Here is a 19,651-nt window from a genome sequence, read left to right as displayed (position 1 = left end):
TGCGTTGCGTAGGATCAGTCGATTGCCGCGAGCCCGAAATGAACTGTCGCGAAACGTTAGGAACACCTGACGGGAACTGACCAAAAGGATCGCGAGCCCCCCATGATGGCAAGCGAAGCTGAATCAGGAATATAATCCTCCCCGTTGCGGCGCCCTTCAACGGAGTTCGCTACTATGGCCAGAACCAAACCTTCCAAGCAACTTTCACAGGCTGAAATCGATCGCTTCCTGACGGCAGCGGAGGCGCTTCACATCAGCATCGTCAAGCCGCTGATATCGCCTAGCTGCGATCACTACCGGTCAACGCGGATCCTGCATGAGGCGCTGTTGAAAGCTGCGGGAGGTGGCTGGCAAGGAAGTCCAGTTCATCCAGTGGAACACCACCGGACCGGTGCGACCTACCGCGGCTGGGTAGCGCCAACGGAACCATTCCGTGTCGGCTACCGTTGGGTCAGTTGGAAGGTACATCCAACATGATTCAAACCGTAGCAACGCCGCCGAGCGCCGTTCAAGCCTTTACAGTAGTGCGACGCCTGATGGCAGAAACTGGCATTACCGAAGCACAAGCTATCGAGCTTATGGCCATCCTGGGGCTCCAACTGATCGAGGGTCAACGCTATGCGCCGGAACCTGACGTGGGAGCCACCATACTCGGCGAGGCGCCGCGGTAGGTCTTCCTCTGACATGTACATGCCGCTCGGGTCGTAGTCGCCGGCGTACAGAACGATTAGCGGGCGCCCGTCATCATCTGTCGCAATGTCGTTGACGGTGGTTGCACTGGCGAAACCATGCATGACGCGGAAGCCGACTGCGAAGTGATCGAGCACCGGCTTTAGGACGCCGCGAACGGTCCCCTTCTCTGACACACTTCGACGCGATACGGCTGCTGATTCCAGAAGTCACGACGATAGGACAGTGCCACCGCGCGGGCATATTGGGCAGGGTCGTCCCAGGTCGAAACCCGCTCTAGTTCCCTGGTCTCGTCAACGATCCAGTCCCACGGAATGTCGCCCTGTTCTCGCGCGGTGCGCAGAAGGCGATAGACCTTGGCCATGTCGTTGGTCGACATCGATGGGATAAGGCCGGCCGTGAATAGTTTGTAGCCGACGTCGACCGGTGATCGGCTGCATCTCCTCGGCGATCTTGTGCATCGCCCCAATCAGGTCGAGCGAGGCTTGCGCCATGCCGCGACCTTTTTTCAATCCCGGTTGAATTTGCTCGGTCATGGCGCGGCCTCCATACGATCGAGTGCGATTGCACCATAATTTGTTGACAATCCGACGCTATTACCGCTGTTTTCTTGAACAACGAGCGCGGATGCGGTATGGTCGCATCCGTCGATCCGGTCCCCTCCTGGCGACATCCCCGATGAGCCCGCCGCCTGCCCTGCGGCGGGTTTTCGCTTTTCTGAAGCCATCAGTGTGCCCTCGCCAGTCGTATCGCGTTGGCAAGCCTAATCGCCTCCAAAGTCGTCAATCCGTAGCGGGTCTTCAATTCAGGAACGCAGGGCTGGCCCGTTCGCTCGCGCGGACCCGCCAGGTATTCGGCAGCAGCTCGCACGGCCTCGTCGGGCTGAAGGTCGGACTGGTCCATCATGCCGCCTCGCGCCGCCGGGCCGCAATCCGCTCCCGGATCCACTGCTCGACTTCGGACTTAACGAAGGCGATGCGCTTGTCGCCGAGTGGAACCGGTTGTGGGAATTTGCCAGTCGAGCGCTTCTCGTTGATTGAAGTTCTGGAGAGGCTGGTAATCCGAGCCGCCTCTTTGATAGAAATCAGAACAGCTTCGCCGTCCATGGTCAGCCACCTTTCGCTCTGCGGCGAGATGGCCAGTAGTGTTGCCAACGTCGCCTTTGTTGCGTGTGACTGAGTGAATAATCACGATTTGAGAGGCGAAAAATCGCGCGGGGATTTTATTTCTTTTGGGGACGACCACGGCAAGCAGAAGATCGTCCTAAAACGTTCAAGTCTGACGGTCTGACTCGTATTTCGAGGGCCGCGATGTAGCAATCGGTGGCGGGCCCAGGCGCAAAGCATTACCATGTCATAGTCGCTATTTTCTAATGCCTTGATACCCTGACGCGCCATCCGATTTGCTTGCAGCCATTGCAGGCGCCCGGCTGCCAAGTCGTCGTAAACTTGTCGTTCACCGGCAACATCGCCTACCCAAAAGCCGCCACCCTTGAGCTTCTCGGCGCTTGAGGTCTTTTCAAGTCGTCGTGCAAGGCGATCACGAAGATCGCGAATCTGATCATCGTCGCCAGTCATGACTGCCTCTGAAGGCGGACGATGTTCTGGCCGCCTTTCGTGGTCGACACATAAGCCGCCCAAGCATCCATCAGCTTCTTGCGCTTCGCCAATGCCGAACCGCGGCGGTATGCCTGCTCGACCTCGTCGCCGACCTTGTGGGCCAGCGCCATCTCGGCGACATCGCGCGGGAAGTTCGTCGCGTCGCCGGCCCAATCGCGGAAGCTGGACCGGAAGCCATGCACTGTGAACTCGCCCTTTTCCATGCGGCGGATGACTGCGGTCATCGCCATGTTGGACAGCGGCCTTTTCGGCGCGGCGCCTGGAAACACGTAGTCTGACAGCCGCTTTGCCTGAAGGCCCTTCAGCACAGTCACGGCGCGCGCTGTCGCCGCCGTGTTTGATAATCTCTCGCGCCTCGTCGGCCCGGCTGCGCGCATCGGCCAAGCTGATCTTGCCTGAAGCATTGCCGTATGAGCCAAGCCCCAACTCGCGGCGCACGCCCTGGCGAATGAAAATGCTTTGCGAGGACAGCTTGGTCGAGGCGGTCGAAGAGCCTACCGGCGCTGGACATGCCTCCCTCGACTACCGGTTTGTACTGGAAATCCGTCAGCGGCCGAAGACCCTCTTCGGTAAATATCTCTCTCGCATGTAGCTCCAGCGAGTTACCGGCGCGGGATTTCCTGCTCTGGAGCACGGACAGACAAATGAACGACGACGGTTCTTACCAAACCGTAAGTATGCGGTAAGGCCCCGGTGATCTGCCTTCTTTAGGGTGAAGCGTCGGGTCGCCATCACGCCCCGTCCGCGCCGATGTCACGACTAGCCCCCCAAGGTGAAAGTTATGACCGCGCCGTCGTCAGAAACCGCGTCACGCGGCCATAGAAGCGGATCCAGTCCGAGACAGAAGACAGTGATGCTCCCCTCACCGACTATGATGACGAAAGCACAGCCACGCGAGGAGGAGACCAACGCACTTGCACCTGCCCGAATTTTGCGCGGGTGAAGCAGCGCCAGAACCCCAGCGCGCGCTTCCTTGAGTTGCAGCGCATCTATTCCGACATCCACGCCGCAGGTCTGCCGAGCGCCGGGGAACCAGCGGAGACCTTGTTCGCGGGCAACAGCCTGCTGCCCTTCATCGAGACGATTCGCGCGCTTGTGCAAGGGTCAGGCGCACACACCCTACTCGATTACGGCAGTGGCAAAGCCGTCATTCACAAGCAGGCTTCCGTAACCTTGCCGAATGGCAAAACGATTGACCGCGTGCATGATTACTAGGGTGTCAGCTGTGTCACATTCTACGACCCCGGTGTGTCAGAATATTCGCAATTGCCGCAGGGCCGCTTCGACGGTGTGATCTCGACCGACGTACTGGAGCACATTCCGGAAGAAGATATTCCATGGGTGCTCAGCGAAATGTTTGGCTATGGCGAGAAATTCGTATTCGCCAACATTGCGTCCTATCCGGCGCAGAAGACACTCCCGAATGGCTGGAATGCGCACGTGACTATCAAGCCGCCAGCATGGTGGCGCGAGCAGATCGCGCGCGCGGCGATGAATTGGCCAGGCCGCGATTATCTCTTCATCGTTTCCGAAAAGCGCGGCCCCTTGGACAAGCTGATCGCCAAGATCACTGCTCGCAAAAGCGGCATGAAGCGGACTGAAATCTGCAAGCGCGCGGCCTGATTTCAGGTCAGCATCGAGGCGACGCTGTTCCCGGGCGGTGCCCCGCGGAAGTTCGACGCGAGCCCAACAGAGAGCTCGCCGGCTGTTCACGGCTGCTCTACGCGCTCATCCCGCGGACAAGCGGGCTCGACGATCACTCCGGCACGCCGGAGATGCCCAGCGCCTCGACGTAACGCTCGGCGAACACCTTGTCCAGCCACGGGTTGATCTGTCTCTGCAGGGTGAGCGTGAAGGTCGGAAACGCCTCCATCAGCCGCCGCGCCGCTGCCTGCGCCTGGTCCAGCCGGTTGAGTTTGACCAGCGCCATGATCACCACCCGGTGCGAGGAGCCGTAGTTCGGCATCTCGTGCAGGGCGCGTTCTCCCCATGCCAGCGCTTCCTCGTAGCGCTCGAGCATCAGGTAGCTCATTCCGATGCCGGAGAGCGCGATGCCCTTCTCGGGGTCGACCGGGCTCAGCCGCATTGCCCTATGAAAGTGCTCGATCGCGACGAGCGGGCGGCTGGCATGTGCGTTCACCCAGCCGCTGCCGGTATGGCCCTGCGCCGAATTTGGGTTGAGCAGCAGGGATCGTTCGATCGCGCCCAGCGCCATCTCGTAATCCTTCGCGCTGTAGGCGATCACCTGCGCGGCGAAGCGCAGGCTCGTGGGGTCGTCGCGCGCTTCCGCCAGGACCTCGCGCGCCATGCGCACGGCGACTCGGACATCGTCGGGCTCGTGCCAGCACTGGCTCACGGACAGGCTGCGGATATAGGCGCCGAGTCCCTTTGCCAAGTTGAAGCCAGGGTCGATACTGAGCGCCTCGTTGATGAGCCGGCGCACGTCGGCAAAGCCTTCGCGCGTCATGCTGTAGAAGCGCGGCAGCGCGCGTAGGTAGAGGTCGTAGGCGCTGATGTAGTCGGTCGGCTTCATGCGCGCCTGCTTGATCTCCTGCAGCCGGATGCTCGGCTCGACAGCGCCGACGACGCTCTCGGTCACCTTGTCCTGCAGCTCGAAGATGTCACTCACGTCGCCCTCGAAGCGGTCGGCCCAGACATGGTGTCCGCTGATCGCGTCCACCAACTGCCCACTGATGCGCACCCGCGATCCTGCTCTGCGGATGCTGCCTTCGAGCACGTAGCGGACGCCCAATTCGCGCCCGACCTGGCGCAGGTCCACCGCCCGGCCCTTGTAGGTGAAGGACGAGTTGCGGGCGATCACGAAGAAGGAGTTCACCCGGCTCAATCCCGTGATGATGTCCTCCACCAGCCCGTCGGCGAAATATTCCTGGTCGGGGTCGCCGCTCATGTTGGTGAAAGGCAGAACCGCGATCGAGGGTTTCTCGGGCAGGGCCGGCGGTGCAGCCGCGGTGGCGCTGGCGTCCGACTCGACGCGGTAGGCGCGCACAGGCCGCTCGATGTTCTTGAGGCGCAACTCGCCGAGCGGCGTGAAGCCGCAGTCGAGCTTGCCCTGAAGGTGGTCGTAGGCGGTGCCCGAGACGAGCACGGTGCCGGGATCGGCGACGCTTTCGAGGCGGGCGGCGATGTTGACCCCGTCGCCGTAGAGGTCGCCATCCTCCTCGCAGACAACGTCGCCGAGATTGACGCCGATGCGCAAGCGTATCCGCTCTTCCTCGGGCGTCTCCGCCTCGTGTTCTGCCAGGGCCTGCTGGATCGCCATCGCCGAGGTCACCGCGTTGACGACGCTCGCGAACTCGCACAGCATGCCGTCGCCGGTGAGCTTGACGATCCGACCCTGGTGCTCGGAGACCAGCGGTTCGAGGAGGTCCTTGCGGTAGATCTTCAGCCGCTCGAGCGTGCCGCGCTCGTCGCGCTCCGTCAGGCGTGCATAGCCGACTACGTCGCAAGCCAGGATCGCTGCGAGGTGGCGCCGCGTGGTCATTTCACCGCTCAGCCAGGCCCCTGCACGCGGGCCACCCCGCATCCATGCCCTGCCAACTTCCAGACGCCTCCCGTGCATGGTATCCATCTCTCCCAGTCTCCGACCGTCACCGATACAGAACGGAGAACGCAGCTTGACCTTGCCTTCACAAGATTTCGCTATCCCGCTTTCAAGGCGTGGAGCCTTCCAGTCGCCGCGCTAACAGCCAACCGACGACACGCCCACGCAGCCTCTGGGGACGCTGAAACGCCACTCCTCCCAGAAGGTCGGAGATATTTCCTGCCCTGTGTAACCGGTTGACGCCACCGTGGCGGTGCTTTTGTATCGGGCATAACGTGAATGGGCCTGATGGCCAGGGCCACGGGCTGCCGACAGGTTGCCGGCGGCGTACGATTTCGCAAGGTCCACCAGGTTGTCAGGTGCGGCGCAAAGGCTTGATTGCCTCGCCTACCCGGCGAGCTATCTCCTGCTCGAGATGCCGACGCCTGCGTAGCTGCGCCCGCTTGTTCGGCCTGTATTCAGCCGGGTCACGCTGCGGTTTCGTGAGGGGCAGATCGAACATCGTCGGGTGGACCCGGCGGCCCCCGGATTCGACCCAGAAGCTGTCGTAGTCTGCCGAAATACGGTGACGCAGGGCAAAATCATTTGCAAAGACATGCCCCGCGTTGGACGCGGCAACAAGACCGGAAATGTTGAGGGAGCGTGCGAGCGCCTGGGCCACCAGCAGCAACAATGTTTTGGGTCGCAGTCCTTCCATGGCCTTCGTCAGCGTGCGCGCATCATCGAGACCTTGCACACCAACCGATGCGGACTTGAGCGCGCCGATCCAAAGCACGCGTCCCTGCCCGCTGAGCCGCAGGAGCGATCTATCCACAATCGCAAGGCCCATCTCGGTGATTGGTCGCCCACCCAGGCGCAGGAGCAGGCGACACTCTGCCTCCCGGTACAACTTATCCTGGCCGGTCAGTTCAACCGTGACATTACCCACCGCGGTCGAGAGATCCAGCAGCTGTTGGCCGCCAGTGTGGCTCCTGATCAGGGCCGCGTCGGTGAAAAGCTGCGCCGCCGCAACATAGTGACCGACGACGGCGACCCGACGATGCCTGCGCCTCAGCCCAGTCGTCAGGTAGGATCGGACGGGCTTCAGGGGAATGTCCGGATACTTCTGAAGGATCGCCGCGAAGGGTTCGGCACCGAGTTTGGACTGGATGGCGGCGATGTCGCGGCGGAATATCCAACGAAGCGCCGCCCACTTGATCGTATGGACGCATCGGTTCAGTCCGCGTCGAAAGCCGGAGGTCTGCCGTTTGCGATGAACCCGCGGCGGCGATGGCGACCTTGCCCCATTCAAATGCTCACCCTTCGCATTCTCCGTGCCTCATTGTTGGAATCTTTAGCTTATCGGCGCTTCGCCGCGACATTACGGATCCGTAAGGTGGCCACGAAAATGGCCGGCTTACGGATCCGTTGAGCCGGCGGAAAAATCGCAGTGCGCTTATTCCCGTCGGATGCACGAAGAGTGCGACAATGACATGTGCTGCTGCCGACGCGTGTCGCCCTCAGCCCAAGCCACCCGACTGGTGGCCCGCGATTGCGGCAAGAAAAACCTGGCCGAATTCCTTGAGCTTCGCCGCCCCGACGCCATTCACTTCGGCGAAGGCGTCGAGATCGGCCGGGCGGCGCTCGGCCATGTCGATCAGCGTGCGATCGGAAAACACCACATAGGCCGGCACCTGACGCTCCTTGGCGAGGCGCAGCCGCAGGGTCTTCAGCGCGGCCAGCAGCGAAGCATCCACGCCTTCCATGTCCGCGGCCTGGGCGGAGCGCATCTTGCCGCGCAAGGCGCGGCTGCGCACTTCGACGCGGTAGTGGAACGGCATTTCGCCACGACCAAGCGCATGGCCCTTTTCGGCAATGGCGAGGCCGCCATGGCCGCCCGGATCCGGCATCAGGAAACCGCCCGCAACGAGTTGCCGGATCAGCGACAGCCAGAAATCCTTCTTGTGCGCCAGTCCGCTGCCGAAGCAGGCCAGCCTCTGGTGGTTCCTGGCCAGCACCTTCTCGGTCTCATGGCCGAGCAGGATATCGATGACATGGCCGGCACCGAAGCGTTCTCCGCTCTGCGCGACCGCCGCCAGGATGATCCGCGCCTCGGCTCCGCCATCGGCGCGCGGCGCCTGGTCGAGGCAGGTGTCGCAATTACCGCAAGGCGACGCTTCCTCGCCGAAATAGCCGAGCAGCACCTGGCGGCGGCATTGCGCCGTCTCGCAATAGCCGATCAGCGTGTCGAGCCGGCCATGCGAGCGCCTCTTGTGCTCGGGCGGCGCATCCTCGTCGTCGATGAACATCCGCCGCATGCGGATATCGCCAAGGCCGAACAGCATATGCGCCTCGGCAGGCCGCCCGTCGCGGCCGGCGCGGCCGATTTCCTGATAATAGGCCTCCAGGCTGCCCGGCAGATCGGTGTGGAAGACATAGGCGACATCAGGCTTGTCGATGCCCATGCCGAAGGCGATGGTTGCCACCATGACGACGCCGGACAGGGTCATGAAGCTGTTCTGGTTGGCATCACGCGCGTCCTTGCTCATGCCTGCATGGTAGGCGAGCGCGGTGACGCCGTTCTTCTCGAGGAAGGCCGCCATTTCCTCCGTCTTCTTGCGCGACAGGCAATAGACGATGCCGCTCCGGCCGGGGTGGCGCTCGACGAAGGTCAGCAACTGACGCTTGCTGTCCTGCTTGGCCGCGATGCCAAGCTTGATGTTCGGCCGGTCGAAGCCCAGCACCAGGGTTTCGACGCGCTCGGCGAACAGCCTCGCCTCGATGTCGGTGCGCGTGCCCTCGTCCGCCGTCGCCGTCAGCGCGATGATCGGCACGTTGGGGAAGATGCCCCGCAGTCGCGACAGATCTTCATATTCGCGCCGGAACGCCGGCCCCCATTGCGAGATGCAATGCGCCTCGTCGACGGCGATCAGGCTGACGTCGAGCCTGGCGAGCGCCTCGAGCATCCGCTCGGTCATCAGCCGCTCCGGCGCGAGATAGAGCAGGCGTGTCTGGCCCGCCGCGACGCGACGCCAGGCGGCGACATTGGCCTCACGGTCGATCGAGGAATTGATCGTATCGGCGGCGACGCCGGCAAGCCGCAAGGCGGCGACCTGATCCTGCATCAGCGCCACCAGTGGCGAAACGACAATGGTGAGCCCGCCCAGAACCAGCGCCGGCACCTGGTAGCAAAGCGACTTGCCCGCACCCGTCGGCATGACGGCCAGAACATGGCGCCCGGCCAGCAGCGCGTCCATGACATCGGCCTGGCCGGGACGAAAATCGTCGAAGCCGAACACGTCCTTCAGGACGCGCCGCTTGGGGTCCTCGGCCCGAATGCTCGCTGCCTGTGCCTGCATCAGTCGGACACCGGGCCGGAAACGATTTCTGGTGAACTGGAGAGGATGTGGAAACCGAACAATACGACTCTCCGCGTGATGCTTTGGAGTAGCGCAGCCGTCATCCAACCACAACGCCCCTCTGCAAGAACCTCCGTTCGTTGACATCGCCGGGTCGCACCATGGCGGCGAAGGGCTAGAGACAGAAGCTGTCCCTTCCCCCGCGACACCTGCACCGCGCTGGATTCCCTCACCCGCTGCGATGTAAGCTTGCCCCGCAAGGCCAGGGAGGGCGCGCTATGCTGCAGACCAGACAGGATGCTCTCGGCGAGCGGTTTCAGTTGCAGCGTACCGCCTTCGAGGCGCAGCCTTTCCCGGACATTGGCGTCCGCAAGGACCGGCTGAACCGCCTGTTGGCGCTGACCGAGCGGCATGAGGCCGACATCTGCGCCGCGATCGACGCCGACTTTGGCGGCCGCTCCGCGCACGAGACGCGCCTTGCGGAACTGTTTGTCGTGCGCGCCGGCATCCGCCATACGCTGTCTCATCTGAAGAGCTGGATGCGCGAACGTCGCGTTGCCACCACCATGCCGTTCCTGCCGGGCAGAAACCGCCTCGTCGCGCAGCCGCTCGGTGTCGTCGGCATCGTCTCGCCCTGGAACTACCCCTTCCAGCTTGCCGTCGCGCCGGTGACCGCGGCACTTGCCGCTGGCAATCGCGTGCTCGTCAAGCCGTCCGAACTGACTCCGGCTTTTTCGGCGTTGCTGGCGCAACTGGCCGGCGAGCATTTCGCGCCCGACGAACTCAGCGTCATCACCGGCGATGCGGAGATGGGAAAGGCCTTCGTGTCGATGCCTTTCGATCATCTGCTGTTCACCGGTTCGACCGCGGTCGGCCGCCAGGTTGCGATCGCCGCCGCCGCCAACCTGACCCCGGTTACGCTCGAACTCGGCGGCAAGTCGCCGGCGATCTTCGATCCGTCCTGCGACCTCGATGCGGCGGCAGCCAGCGTCGCCTATGGCAAGCTGTTGAATGCCGGGCAGACCTGTATCGCGCCGGACTATCTGCTGGTGCCGCAAGGGCAGGCAGGCACCGTCGCCGCGAAGCTCGCAACGGCAATAGCGCGGCTCTACCCGACCTTGCGCGACAATCCCGACTATACCGCCATCATCAGCGAGCGGCATCACCAGCGCCTGCGCGAGATGATCACCGAAGCCCGCGATACCGGCGCCGACGTCACCGAAATCAATCCGGCCGGCGAGGAGTTCGGTGCCCAGAGCCGGAAGTTGCTGCCGACCCTGGTCCGCAATGCCGGCCCGAACCTGCGCCTGATGCGCGAGGAGATTTTTGGGCCGGTGCTGCCGATCGTCGAATACGCCACCGTCGACGAGGCGATCGACCATGTGAACCGCGCGGACCGGCCGCTGGCGCTCTATTGGTTCGGGCGCGACAGCGGCAACCGTCAGCGCATCCTGCACGAGACGGTCGCCGGCGGCGTCACCATCAACGACTGCATGCTGCATCTGGTGCAGGAGAACCAGCCCTTCGGCGGCGTTGGCGCCAGCGGCATGGGCGCCTATCACGGCGAATGGGGTTTCCGCACCTTCAGCAAAGAGAAGCCGGTTTTCCTGCAGTCGCGGCTAAGCGCGGGAGGCTTGCTGCGTCCGCCCTATGGCAAGACGTTCGAGCGGATTTTCAGCCTGCTCCGGCACATCACCTGACCCAGAGCAATTCCAGGAAAAGTGTGAAACGGTTTTCCCGGGAAAAGCGCGTAGCGTTTTCCCTCAGAGAATTGCGTCAAAACAAAGAGATAGAGTGGTTCTCCGTTTCCGTGAAACGATGAACCGCTCTGGGACAGCCATCGGTTGTACGGCGCGTTAAACCTATGTTCACGATGATACGGCAGGCTCCACATCCTGCGGTCATGTCTTGAGTACCGCGGCGCCAAAAGCGCCCAGGCAACAACCCGCGCCTCCTTGGGGCGCGGGTCATTCCCCGCGCTCGATCTCGCAGCCTTGGTTTAGCAAGTCGTGGACTAGGCGAGAAAATCGGCCCGGTGCGGCGTGAAACTGTCGACCAGCCGCCCCGCCTCCAGCGCCTTGACGCCGTGCACCAGATTGGACGGCACGATGAAGCTGCCGCCGGCCGCGATGATTTCGGTCCGCCCGTCGATGGTCACCTCGAAGCGGCCCTCCGCGACATAGCTTGCCTGGACATGCGGATGCGAATGCAGGGCACCGACGCCACCCTTGTCGAAGCCGAATTCGGCCATCATCAGTTCATCGGTGTGCAGGAGGACGCGCCGCCTGTTGCCGTCCGGCGTCGCCGTCCAGCCGCCCTCGCCGGCATGCGCGAAAATCTTCGGCTCAGCCATCGTCATCTCCTATCGCGCCAGCCAGCCGCCATCCACCGGCACCGCCGCGCCATGCATGTAGTTCGACGCCGGCGCCAACAGGAAGACGGCGGCGTCGCCAATGTCTTCCGCTTCGCCCCAGCGCCCGGCAGGGATACGCGCCAGGATAGCGGCACTGCGGTCGGGATCGGCACGCAGCGCCTGCGTGTTGTTTGTCTCGATATAGCCGGGCGCGATGGCGTTGACGTTGATGCCTTTTGCCGCCCATTCGCAGGCGAGCAGCCGGGTGACGCCGAGCACGCCATGTTTCGAGGCGGTGTAGGACGCGACGCGGATGCCACCCTGGAAACTCAGCACCGAAGCGATGTTGACGATCTTGCCTTGCCGTCCGCCAGCAAGTGCGCGCCTGGCGAAGGATTGGCACAGCAGAAAGACCGTCTTCAAATTGACGTCCACGACGTCGTCCCAGTCGGCCTCGCTTAAATCGACGGCATCGGCGCGCCGGATGATACCGGCATTGTTGACCAGCCCGTCGAGCGGGCCGCTTTCGTCCCAGATCCGGTCCAGCATCGGGCCGGCGGCTGCCGTGTCGGCAAGGTCGGCGCTCACCGCCTCGAATTGCCCACCTGCGGCGGTAACCTTGCTTGCGGTATCGTCCATCGACGAGCGGCCGACGCCGATCACCGCGCCGCCGGCACGCGCGATCGAGACGGCTATGCCTTGACCGATGCCGGTGTTGGCGCCGGTGACGAGGATGCGTTTGCCGGCCAGGCTGAAGGCGGAAAGGTCGCTCACCGCAAGTCGTCCAATGCCACCGGGTCAACATCGGTATAGACGACATTGTCGCCGGCCATCGCCCAGATGAAGGCGTAGTTCGAAGTGCCGGCGCCAGAGTGGATCGACCAGCCCGGCGACAGCACCGCCTCCTCGTTGCCCATGACGATATGACGTGTCTCGTCCGGCTCGCCCATGAAGTGGAAAACGCGCGCCGTCTCGGCCAGGTCGAAATAGAGATAGGCTTCCATGCGCCGGTCATGCACATGACACGGCATGGTGTTCCACACCGAACCCGGCGCCAGCTGGGTCATGCCAACCACCAGCTGGCAGGTTTTTGCACCCTCGGCATGGATAAACTGGAAGATCGAGCGCTCGTTGCAGCTATCCTTGCTGCCGAGGTCGAGACGCTTGGCGTCGCCGATGCGGATAAGCCGTCTCGGCCAAGCCTGATGCGCCGGCGCGCTGAGCAGGTAGAATTTGGCCGGTGCGGTTTTATCCACCGAGGCGAACGACACATCCTTGCAGCCCATGCCGAGATAGAGCATGTCGCGCGCCTGCAATTCATGAGGTTGGCCGCCGGCCTTGACGACACCGGCGCCACCGATGTTGACGGCGATCAGCTCGCGGCGGTCGAGAAAATCCTTGGTCCCGGTCGGCTTGATCGCTTCCAGTTGAAGCGGTGCGTCAGTCGGCACGGCGCCGCCGACGATCATGCGATCGTAATGGGTGTAGGTCAGGCTGATACGGCCGGGCTGGAACAGATCGTCGATGTGGAAATTGTGCCGCAGTTCGTCGGTTCCCATCGCCGCGGCGGCAACGGGATCGATGGCGAAGCGCGATGTGTAGTCGGTATGGCTCTGGCTCATTGCAGTGCTGACTTGAGATGGGTCATTCGCTGGCAGCGCACTTGACCGAAGTGGCATAGAAGACCTGCCTTGCGTGCAGCCGCTCGCGGTAGCGCTGCTGGCTGGCGCTGAGGTGCGCGCGCATCGCCTCGCGCGCGGCTTCCGCGTCGCCTGACGTGATCGCATTGAGGATCACCAGATGCTCGCGCTGCAACCCGCGCTGATATGTGTCGGATTGCACCAGCTCGGTCGACCAGGGCGAGGTCACGTCGCACGGAATGGCGCGCCGGCCGAGCACGTCGAGCATCTCGACATAGAAGGGATTGTTGGTGGCGCTGGCGATGGCTCGGTGGAAGGCGAGGTCGGCCGGGCCGGTCGGCTCGCTGGCAAGCAGCAGCCGTTCGAATTCGAAGAAGGCTTCCTGGATCGCCGCCTCCTGCGCGGCGTTGCGGCGGATGGCGGCGAGCCCGGCCGATTCGATCTCGATCGCCAGCCGCACCTCGAGCACGTTGAGCGCGATCGAATCCTTGCTGCCCATGTCGGCGGCCAGCGCGCCGAACATCGTCGAGATGTGCTCGGTGACGAAGACGCCGGCGCCCTGGCGCGCCTCGACCAGCCCGTCGGCGGCAAGCTTGGCCAGAGCCTCGCGGATGACGGTGCGGCTGACGCCGAAGGTCTCGGTCAGCTGGCCTTCGGTCGGCAGTTTGTGGCCGGGCAGGATCTCGCCCGCCTGCAGCTGCTTGCGGATCGCCGCCAAGACGGTCTCCGACAGCTTTGGTTTTCTCTCGACCCTGAGGTCGGTTGCGGTATCCGATGCCATGTCGCCCCCTATTTGAACACGCTCGGCAACCAGAGCGAGATGGCCGGAATATAGGTCACAAGCCCGAGAACCACGAGGCTCGCGCGCCAGATCGAGCGCATCTCTGGCGCCCGGTTCAGAGCCGGTACGCCTTCTTGGCAAGCGTGTAGGCAAGGTCCCGCGCCAGCTCGTGCGCCTCGTCCTCGCGCAGCCGATGCTCGGCGACGAGACGCGCCAGGAACGCGCAGTCGACCCGCCGCGCCCCATCGTGGCGCGCCGGTATGGATGGAAAGGCGCGGGTGTCGTCGTTGAAGCCGACGGTGTTGTAGAAACCGGCCGTTTCGGTGGTCATCTCGCGGAAACGGCGCATGCCCTCCGGGCTGTCGTGGAACCACCAAGCCGGTCCGAGCTTCAGCGCCGGATAGGTGCCGGCGAGCGGTGCCAGTTCGCGCGCATAGCTGGACTCGTCGAGCGTGAAGAGGATGATTGTCAGGTCCCGTTCCAGGCCGACGCAATCAAGCAGGGGCTTGAGCGCCGTGACATAGTCGGTTCGGGTTGGGATATCGAAACCCTTGTCGCGGCCGAACTTCTGGAAAATGGAGGGCGAATGGTTGCGCCACGAACCGGGATGGATCTGCAGGACAAGCCCGTCATCCCGGCTCATCTTGGCCATTTCGGTCAGCATCTGGGCGCGGAACAGCCGCTTTTCGCGCTCGTCATCCGAACCATGGCGCACACGATTGAACAGTTCCTCGGCCGCCGCGTCCGACAGATTGGCGGTCTCGGCCGTCGGATGGCCGTGATCGGACGACGTCGCGCCAAAGCTTTTGAAGAAAGCACGCCGCTGGCGGTGGGCGTCGAGATAGCCGCCCCAGCTGCCAGTGTCGCAGCCGGTGATCTCGCCGAGCTTGTCGAGATTGGCCGAGAACCCCTCGAAGTCGGGATCGACGACGGCGTCCGGCCGATAGGCGGTGATGACCTTGCCCTCCCAGCCGCTGTCGCGGATCATCTGGTGCCATTTGAGCTCGTCGAGCGCGCCTTCCGTCGTTGCGATGACCTCGATGTTGAAGCGCTCGAACAGTGCGCGCGGGCGGAAATTCTCCCATTGCAGCACCGTCGCGATGGTGTCGTAGTGACGGTCGGCGGTCGCCGCGTCGAGCGGTTCGTCGATGCCGAACAGATGCGCCAGCACATGGTCGAACCACAGCCGGGTCGGCGTGCCGCGGAAAAGGAAATAGTTTTCGGAAAAGCGCCGCCAGATCGCCCTGCCGTCGGTCTCCACCGGTGCGCCGTCCAAGGTCGCCACGCCGAGGTCCTCGAGGCGAACGCCCTGGCTGAACAGCATGCGGAAGATGTAATGGTCGGGCACGATGAGCAACTGCGCCGGATCCGGGAACGGCTCGTTCAGCGCATACCAGCGCGGATCGGTATGACCGTGCGGGCTGACGATGGGCAAATCCTTGATGCCGGCATAGAGATCGCGGACGATGGAGCGCGAATGCGCGTCGGCGGGAAACAGCAAATCCGCGTTGGTCAGTGCCACGACGATCCTCCCAGAGCCGCTATCGGTAGGGTCGACAAGAAATAATGTCAACATACAAAAAATGGATTGTTGTATGATGACTTTCCAGCCATTGCGTGGCAAGAAATCGGATGTTACGCCGCTTGCCAACCATCCCCGAGGCGAGTTCATGCCGTCCGACCAGACCAGCCGAGCCACGACGACAAAACGCCTTTCCAGCGAGGCGACGCAAATAGTGCCGGCTTCGGTCGCGACACCTTCCTATGATCGCAGCCGCGTCATCCCGGGCATCGTGCATCTGGGCGTCGGCGCCTTCCATCGCGCCCATCAGGCCGCCTATGTCGACGACTGCCTGGCGGCTGGCGAGACCGGCTGGGGCATCGTCGGCGTTTCACTGCGCAGCGTCGACACACGCGATGCGCTCTCGCCGCAGGACGGGCTCTACACGCTGGCGATCAGGAGCAGTGGCGAGGAGAAACTTCGCGTCATCGGCTCCATCGCCTCGATGCTGGTGGCGCCGGAGGACCCAGGCGCGGTGCTGGCCGCGCTGACCGATCCGCGCTCCCGCATCGTGACGCTGACGATCACCGAGAAGGCCTATCTCAGGGCCGCCGGCGGCGGGCTGGACACCGCTCATCCGGATATCGTCCACGATCTGGCAAATCCGCAAATGCCGAAGACAGCGCATGGTTTCCTGGCCGAGGCGCTTGCGCGGCGACGCGCCGCCGGCACGCCGCCCTTCACCGTGCTCTGCTGCGACAACCTGCCGGCCAATGGTGCGACGCTGCACCGGCTGTTGGTCGAATTCGCCCAATTGCGCGATGTCAGGCCCGCAGCGAACGCCGATAGCGGCCTGGCCAGCCACATCGCGGACCAGGTCGCGTTTCCCTCCACCATGGTCGACCGCATCGTGCCGGCAACCACCGATGCCGACCGGGCGCGGATTGCGGTTGAACTCGGCGTCGAGGACGCCTGGCCGGTCATGACTGAGCCGTTCTGCCAATGGGTGATCGAGGACAACTTTCCAGGGGGCCGTCCGGCCTGGGAAAAATTCGGCGTCACCATGGTCAGCGATGTCGGCCCCTTCGAGGACATGAAGCTCAGGCTACTCAATGGCGCGCATTCGGGCATCGCCTATCTCGGCCTGCTCAGCGGTCATGCCACCGTCGATCGCGCCTTCGCCGATCCGGCAATCCGGCAGTTCGTCGATGCATTGTGGGCCGAAGCCAGTTCGACGCTGCCAGAGGATGCCGGACTGGATACGGCCGCCTATACGGCCGAGCTCACCGAGCGTTTTTCGAACACCGCTCTTGCCCACCGCACAGCACAGATCGCCAATGATGGCAGCCAGAAACTGCCGCAGCGCATCGTCGCATCGGCCTTGGAGTGCATTGAAGCCGGCACCGAATTGGTCCATCTCACGCTGGTGGTCGCCGCCTGGATCGCCGCCTGCGCAGCGCGGGGAAAGTCCTTGCCGGAGGGCCATTTCACCGATCCACTCGATGCGGCGCTGACGACGCTTTTGAGCCAGCAGCTATCGGCGAATGAGACCGTGACGGCGGTGTTCGACCATGCCGGCTTCGCCAGCGACCACGCCGAGCGCCAGACACTGATCGAACTCGTGGCTGTCCATCTCGTTCACCTGCGACGGGATGGTCCGACACTGGCCTTCGCCGCGTTGGGCATAGGAAGTGAATAGTCGAGTCGGGGCCGACCGGCTTAGATCGCGGGGCGAAGGGCACGACGAGTGCCACCCACACGACCATCAAAGCGATACGTGAGAGATTGGCCAGCCAAGCCAGATCTACGCCCGATAACACCGGAAATCCGATGTAGTGCCGTCGACCGTCGGGATCGCGAGGCTGTTTCTCGCTCAGCTGTTTCTTCCGTCATCGGCCACCCCCCCATGCCCAAGGCAGCCGGACTGTCCAACAAACAAAAAAGCGAGGCAAGGCCCCGCTTTCACTTGGTCATCAGAAGCGAATTTTACGCCGGCAGGATGGCGCCTTCCAGCGTCGTGAGCTGGCTAAGGAATTGTTCCGCCTTGCTGCGGGCCTCGTCGTCCTTGGCGTCGGCGGCGTCTTCCTTGGCCTCCTGGATGCGGCGCGCGAGATCGGCGCGGTCTACATCCTTCACCGCCACAGCCGATTCCGCCAGCAGCGTGCAGCCGGCCGGAACGATGTCGGCGAAGCCGCCGAACACCACATAGCGCTCTTCCCCGCCCGACGCGGTCTTAACAGTGACCACGCCCGGCTTGATCGTGGTCATGACAGGGGCGTGATGCGCCATCACAGTCATCTCGCCTTCGGCGCCCGGAATGACGACGGATTCGACCTGCTCGGAAACAAGCAGGCGCTCCGGAGAAACCAGTTCGAACTTGAAAGCTTCAGCCATGATCAATCTAGCGAATAGGGAATAGTGAGTAGCGAGTAGAAAAACCACCCGGCTCACATTGCCCCTATTCGCTACTCCCTATTCGCAATTTGCTTCTTATGCCGCTTCGGCCGCCAGCCGCTGTGCCTTCTCGACCGCTTCCTCGATGCCGCCGACCATGTAGAAGGCCGCTTCCGGAAGGTGATCATAGTCGCCGTTGCAGAGGCCCTTGAAACCCTTGATGGTGTCGGCGAGGTCGACCAGCTTGCCCGGCGCGCCGGTGAACACTTCGGCGACGAAGAAGGGCTGCGACAGGAAGCGCTCGATCTTGCGGGCGCGGGCCACCGTCTGCTTGTCCTCTTCCGACAGCTCGTCCATGCCCAGGATGGCGATGATGTCCTGCAGCGACTTGTAGCGCTGGAGGATCGACTGCACCTGGCGCGCAACGGCATAGTGCTCGTCGCCGACGACCAGCGGGTCGAGCATGCGCGACGTCGAATCAAGCGGATCGACGGCCGGGTAGATGCCCTTCTCGGCGATAGCGCGGTTGAGCGTCGTGGTCGCGTCGAGGTGGGCGAACGAGGTCGCCGGCGCCGGGTCGGTCAAGTCGTCGGCGGGCACGTAGATCGCCTGCACCGAGGTGATCGAGCCCTTGGTGGTGGTGGTGATGCGTTCCTGCAGCGCGCCCATGTCGGTGGCGAGCGTCGGCTGATAGCCCACGGCCGACGGGATACGGCCGAGCAGAGCCGACACTTCCGAACCCGCCTGCGTGAAGCGGAAGATGTTGTCGACGAAGAACAGCACGTCCTGGCCCTGGTCGCGGAAATATTCCGCAACCGTCAGGCCGGTCAGGCCGACGCGGGCACGCGCGCCCGGCGGCTCGTTCATCTGGCCATAGACGAGCGCTGCCTTGGAGCCTTCGCCGCCGCCCTTCTTGTTGACGCCGGACTCGATGAACTCGTGATAGAGATCGTTGCCTTCGCGGGTGCGCTCGCCGACGCCGGCGAACACCGAGTAGCCGCCATGGGCCTTGGCGATGTTGTTGATCAGTTCCTGGATCAGCACGGTCTTGCCGACGCCGGCGCCGCCGAACAGGCCGATCTTGCCGCCCTTGGCGTAGGGAGCCAGGAGGTCGAGCACCTTGATGCCGGTGATCAGGATTTGTGCTTCCGTCGACTGCTCGACATAGGTCGGAGCCGGCTGGTGGATGGAGCGCATTTCGATCCCGTCGACCGGGCCTTCTTCGTCGACCGGCTCGCCGATGACGTTGATGATGCGGCCGAGCATGCCCGGGCCGACTGGCACGGTGATCGGCGCGCCGGTGTCGCGCACTTCCTGGCCGCGCACCAGACCTTCGGTCGAGTCCATGGCGATGCAGCGCACGGTGTTTTCACCCAGATGCTGGGCAACTTCGAGCACCAGGCGGTTGCCGACATTGGTCGTCTCGAGCGCGTTCAGGATCGCCGGCAGGTGATCGCCGAACTGCACGTCGACAACGGCGCCGATGACCTGGCGGACCTTGCCGACAACGCCGGTTGCCTTGGTGGCCACTGCCGATGTCTTGGTCGCCGCGGCCTTGGCCGGTGCTGCCGCCGTCTTGGCCGGAGCCGCCTTCGCGGCTGCTGCCGGAGCCTTGGCCGCCTTCGCGGGGGCTGCGGTCTTCGCGGCTGCGGCCTTGGGGGCTGCCGTCTTGGGTGTTACCTTCTGGGGGGTCGCTGCTTTCGCCATCGTCTTTACCCTTTTTCGTCCTTTGTTTCTCACGCGGTCCGCTCGCGGGTCGATGACCCGCAACCG

The 19,651-nt window shown here is 63.5% G+C and carries 20 protein-coding genes and 1 pseudogene; 6 read left to right on the top strand and 15 right to left on the bottom strand.

Annotation, left to right across the window (positions count from 1 at the left end; all coding sequences use genetic code 11):
• The first annotated feature begins 174 nt into the window (after positions 1-174).
• Positions 175-415, top strand: a pseudogene (locus tag AC0ZT5_RS17610) (hypothetical protein).
• Positions 416-473: 58 nt separating this feature from the next.
• Positions 474-671 carry a hypothetical protein gene (locus AC0ZT5_RS17605; RefSeq protein WP_488497452.1) on the top strand — a complete coding sequence of 66 codons (198 nt, stop codon included), beginning with the start codon at positions 474-476 and terminating at the stop codon, positions 669-671.
• 312 nt (positions 672-983) lie between these two features.
• Here AC0ZT5_RS17605 and AC0ZT5_RS17600 read toward each other — a convergent pair whose 3' ends face one another.
• The 5 genes from AC0ZT5_RS17600 to AC0ZT5_RS17580 all read right to left on the bottom strand — a co-directional run bounded on the left by AC0ZT5_RS17600 (position 984) and on the right by AC0ZT5_RS17580 (position 2,943).
• Positions 984-1,226 carry a hypothetical protein gene (locus AC0ZT5_RS17600; protein WP_488497451.1) on the bottom strand — a complete coding sequence of 81 codons (243 nt, stop codon included), beginning with the start codon at positions 1,224-1,226 and terminating at the stop codon, positions 984-986.
• Positions 1,227-1,592: 366 nt separating this feature from the next.
• On the bottom strand, positions 1,593-1,796 hold the full coding sequence (locus AC0ZT5_RS17595) for a helix-turn-helix transcriptional regulator (protein WP_488497450.1): 204 nt from the start codon (positions 1,794-1,796) through the stop codon (positions 1,593-1,595).
• 81 nt (positions 1,797-1,877) lie between these two features.
• Positions 1,878-2,267 (bottom strand): hypothetical protein, encoded by a 390-nt coding sequence (locus tag AC0ZT5_RS17590; protein WP_488497449.1) that lies wholly within the window; start codon positions 2,265-2,267, stop codon positions 1,878-1,880.
• Positions 2,264-2,623 (bottom strand): tyrosine-type recombinase/integrase, encoded by a 360-nt coding sequence (locus AC0ZT5_RS17585; RefSeq protein ID WP_488497448.1) that lies wholly within the window; start codon positions 2,621-2,623, stop codon positions 2,264-2,266. The genes AC0ZT5_RS17590 and AC0ZT5_RS17585 overlap by 4 nt, the downstream gene beginning before the upstream one ends.
• Positions 2,620-2,943 (bottom strand): type II restriction endonuclease, encoded by a 324-nt coding sequence (locus AC0ZT5_RS17580; RefSeq protein ID WP_488497447.1) that lies wholly within the window; start codon positions 2,941-2,943, stop codon positions 2,620-2,622. Before AC0ZT5_RS17580 ends, AC0ZT5_RS17585 begins: the two co-directional genes overlap by 4 nt.
• 305 nt (positions 2,944-3,248) lie before the next feature.
• On the opposite strand from AC0ZT5_RS17580, the gene AC0ZT5_RS17575 reads away from it, so the two are divergent.
• A complete protein-coding gene (locus tag AC0ZT5_RS17575) occupies positions 3,249-3,524 on the top strand; it encodes a hypothetical protein (RefSeq protein WP_488497446.1) in 276 nt (91 codons plus the stop codon).
• Positions 3,525-3,575: 51 nt separating this feature from the next.
• A complete protein-coding gene (locus tag AC0ZT5_RS17570) occupies positions 3,576-3,932 on the top strand; it encodes a class I SAM-dependent methyltransferase (RefSeq protein ID WP_488497445.1) in 357 nt (118 codons plus the stop codon).
• A gap of 133 nt (positions 3,933-4,065) precedes the next feature.
• Here the strand turns inward: AC0ZT5_RS17570 and AC0ZT5_RS17565 are convergent, their stop codons facing one another.
• The 3 genes from AC0ZT5_RS17565 to recQ all read right to left on the bottom strand — a co-directional run bounded on the left by AC0ZT5_RS17565 (position 4,066) and on the right by recQ (position 9,209).
• Positions 4,066-5,811 carry an adenylate/guanylate cyclase domain-containing protein gene (locus AC0ZT5_RS17565; protein WP_488497444.1) on the bottom strand — a complete coding sequence of 582 codons (1,746 nt, stop codon included), beginning with the start codon at positions 5,809-5,811 and terminating at the stop codon, positions 4,066-4,068.
• 415 nt (positions 5,812-6,226) lie between these two features.
• Positions 6,227-7,162: a DUF535 family protein gene (locus AC0ZT5_RS17560; RefSeq protein ID WP_488497443.1), complete on the bottom strand. Its 936-nt coding sequence runs from the start codon at positions 7,160-7,162 to the stop codon at positions 6,227-6,229.
• Between the two features lie 208 nt (positions 7,163-7,370).
• Positions 7,371-9,209, bottom strand: a complete 1,839-nt coding sequence (recQ, locus tag AC0ZT5_RS17555) for a DNA helicase RecQ (RefSeq protein ID WP_488497442.1) — start codon at positions 9,207-9,209, stop codon at positions 7,371-7,373.
• 278 nt (positions 9,210-9,487) lie between these two features.
• Between recQ and AC0ZT5_RS17550 the strand changes: the two genes are divergently transcribed.
• On the top strand, positions 9,488-10,909 hold the full coding sequence (locus AC0ZT5_RS17550) for a coniferyl aldehyde dehydrogenase (RefSeq protein ID WP_488497441.1): 1,422 nt from the start codon (positions 9,488-9,490) through the stop codon (positions 10,907-10,909).
• A 314-nt stretch (positions 10,910-11,223) separates the two neighbouring features.
• Here AC0ZT5_RS17550 and AC0ZT5_RS17545 read toward each other — a convergent pair whose 3' ends face one another.
• From AC0ZT5_RS17545 to uxaC, 5 genes are all read right to left on the bottom strand, one after another.
• Positions 11,224-11,562 carry a cupin domain-containing protein gene (locus AC0ZT5_RS17545; protein WP_488497440.1) on the bottom strand — a complete coding sequence of 113 codons (339 nt, stop codon included), beginning with the start codon at positions 11,560-11,562 and terminating at the stop codon, positions 11,224-11,226.
• Between the two features lie 9 nt (positions 11,563-11,571).
• Positions 11,572-12,336, bottom strand: a complete 765-nt coding sequence (kduD, locus tag AC0ZT5_RS17540) for a 2-dehydro-3-deoxy-D-gluconate 5-dehydrogenase KduD (protein WP_488497439.1) — start codon at positions 12,334-12,336, stop codon at positions 11,572-11,574.
• Positions 12,333-13,184, bottom strand: a complete 852-nt coding sequence (gene kduI, locus AC0ZT5_RS17535) for a 5-dehydro-4-deoxy-D-glucuronate isomerase (RefSeq protein WP_488497438.1) — start codon at positions 13,182-13,184, stop codon at positions 12,333-12,335. The genes kduD and kduI overlap by 4 nt, the downstream gene beginning before the upstream one ends.
• A gap of 22 nt (positions 13,185-13,206) precedes the next feature.
• Positions 13,207-13,983: a FadR/GntR family transcriptional regulator gene (locus tag AC0ZT5_RS17530; protein WP_488497437.1), complete on the bottom strand. Its 777-nt coding sequence runs from the start codon at positions 13,981-13,983 to the stop codon at positions 13,207-13,209.
• A gap of 115 nt (positions 13,984-14,098) precedes the next feature.
• Positions 14,099-15,559 carry a glucuronate isomerase gene (gene uxaC / locus AC0ZT5_RS17525; RefSeq protein ID WP_488497436.1) on the bottom strand — a complete coding sequence of 487 codons (1,461 nt, stop codon included), beginning with the start codon at positions 15,557-15,559 and terminating at the stop codon, positions 14,099-14,101.
• 94 nt (positions 15,560-15,653) lie between these two features.
• Here uxaC and AC0ZT5_RS17520 point away from each other — a divergent pair, with 94 nt between their 5' ends.
• Positions 15,654-17,183, top strand: a complete 1,530-nt coding sequence (locus AC0ZT5_RS17520; protein ID WP_488497462.1) for a mannitol dehydrogenase family protein — start codon at positions 15,654-15,656, stop codon at positions 17,181-17,183.
• A 287-nt stretch (positions 17,184-17,470) separates the two neighbouring features.
• Here AC0ZT5_RS17520 and AC0ZT5_RS17515 read toward each other — a convergent pair whose 3' ends face one another.
• Together AC0ZT5_RS17515 and atpD are read right to left on the bottom strand one after the other, a co-directional pair.
• Positions 17,471-17,878 (bottom strand): F0F1 ATP synthase subunit epsilon, encoded by a 408-nt coding sequence (locus AC0ZT5_RS17515; protein ID WP_184872439.1) that lies wholly within the window; start codon positions 17,876-17,878, stop codon positions 17,471-17,473.
• Positions 17,879-17,974: 96 nt separating this feature from the next.
• Positions 17,975-19,585, bottom strand: coding sequence for a F0F1 ATP synthase subunit beta (atpD, locus tag AC0ZT5_RS17510; RefSeq protein ID WP_488497435.1), 1,611 nt, complete (start codon positions 19,583-19,585; stop codon positions 17,975-17,977).
• Between the last annotated feature and the right edge of the window lie 66 nt (positions 19,586-19,651).

This window comes from Mesorhizobium sp. CNPSo 4670 (genome assembly GCF_057784235.1).
The sequence above is the reverse complement of the archived record's forward strand: the minus strand, read 5'-3'. Positions and strand labels throughout refer to the sequence as shown.

Coding starts and splice junctions, on each gene's coding strand:
- AC0ZT5_RS17605 (WP_488497452.1), top strand. CDS start 474: ATGATTCAAACCGTAGCAACGCCGCCGAGCGCCGTTCAAGCCTTTACA.
- AC0ZT5_RS17600 (WP_488497451.1), bottom strand. CDS start 1,226: ATGACCGAGCAAATTCAACCGGGATTGAAAAAAGGTCGCGGCATGGCG.
- AC0ZT5_RS17595 (WP_488497450.1), bottom strand. CDS start 1,796: ATGGACGGCGAAGCTGTTCTGATTTCTATCAAAGAGGCGGCTCGGATT.
- AC0ZT5_RS17590 (WP_488497449.1), bottom strand. CDS start 2,267: ATGACTGGCGACGATGATCAGATTCGCGATCTTCGTGATCGCCTTGCA.
- AC0ZT5_RS17565 (WP_488497444.1), bottom strand. CDS start 5,811: ATGACCACGCGGCGCCACCTCGCAGCGATCCTGGCTTGCGACGTAGTC.
- recQ (WP_488497442.1), bottom strand. CDS start 9,209: ATGCAGGCACAGGCAGCGAGCATTCGGGCCGAGGACCCCAAGCGGCGC.
- AC0ZT5_RS17550 (WP_488497441.1), top strand. CDS start 9,488: ATGCTGCAGACCAGACAGGATGCTCTCGGCGAGCGGTTTCAGTTGCAG.
- AC0ZT5_RS17545 (WP_488497440.1), bottom strand. CDS start 11,562: ATGGCTGAGCCGAAGATTTTCGCGCATGCCGGCGAGGGCGGCTGGACG.
- kduI (WP_488497438.1), bottom strand. CDS start 13,184: ATGAGCCAGAGCCATACCGACTACACATCGCGCTTCGCCATCGATCCC.
- AC0ZT5_RS17530 (WP_488497437.1), bottom strand. CDS start 13,983: ATGGCATCGGATACCGCAACCGACCTCAGGGTCGAGAGAAAACCAAAG.
- uxaC (WP_488497436.1), bottom strand. CDS start 15,559: ATGTTGACATTATTTCTTGTCGACCCTACCGATAGCGGCTCTGGGAGG.
- AC0ZT5_RS17520 (WP_488497462.1), top strand. CDS start 15,654: ATGCCGTCCGACCAGACCAGCCGAGCCACGACGACAAAACGCCTTTCC.
- AC0ZT5_RS17515 (WP_184872439.1), bottom strand. CDS start 17,878: ATGGCTGAAGCTTTCAAGTTCGAACTGGTTTCTCCGGAGCGCCTGCTT.
- atpD (WP_488497435.1), bottom strand. CDS start 19,585: ATGGCGAAAGCAGCGACCCCCCAGAAGGTAACACCCAAGACGGCAGCC.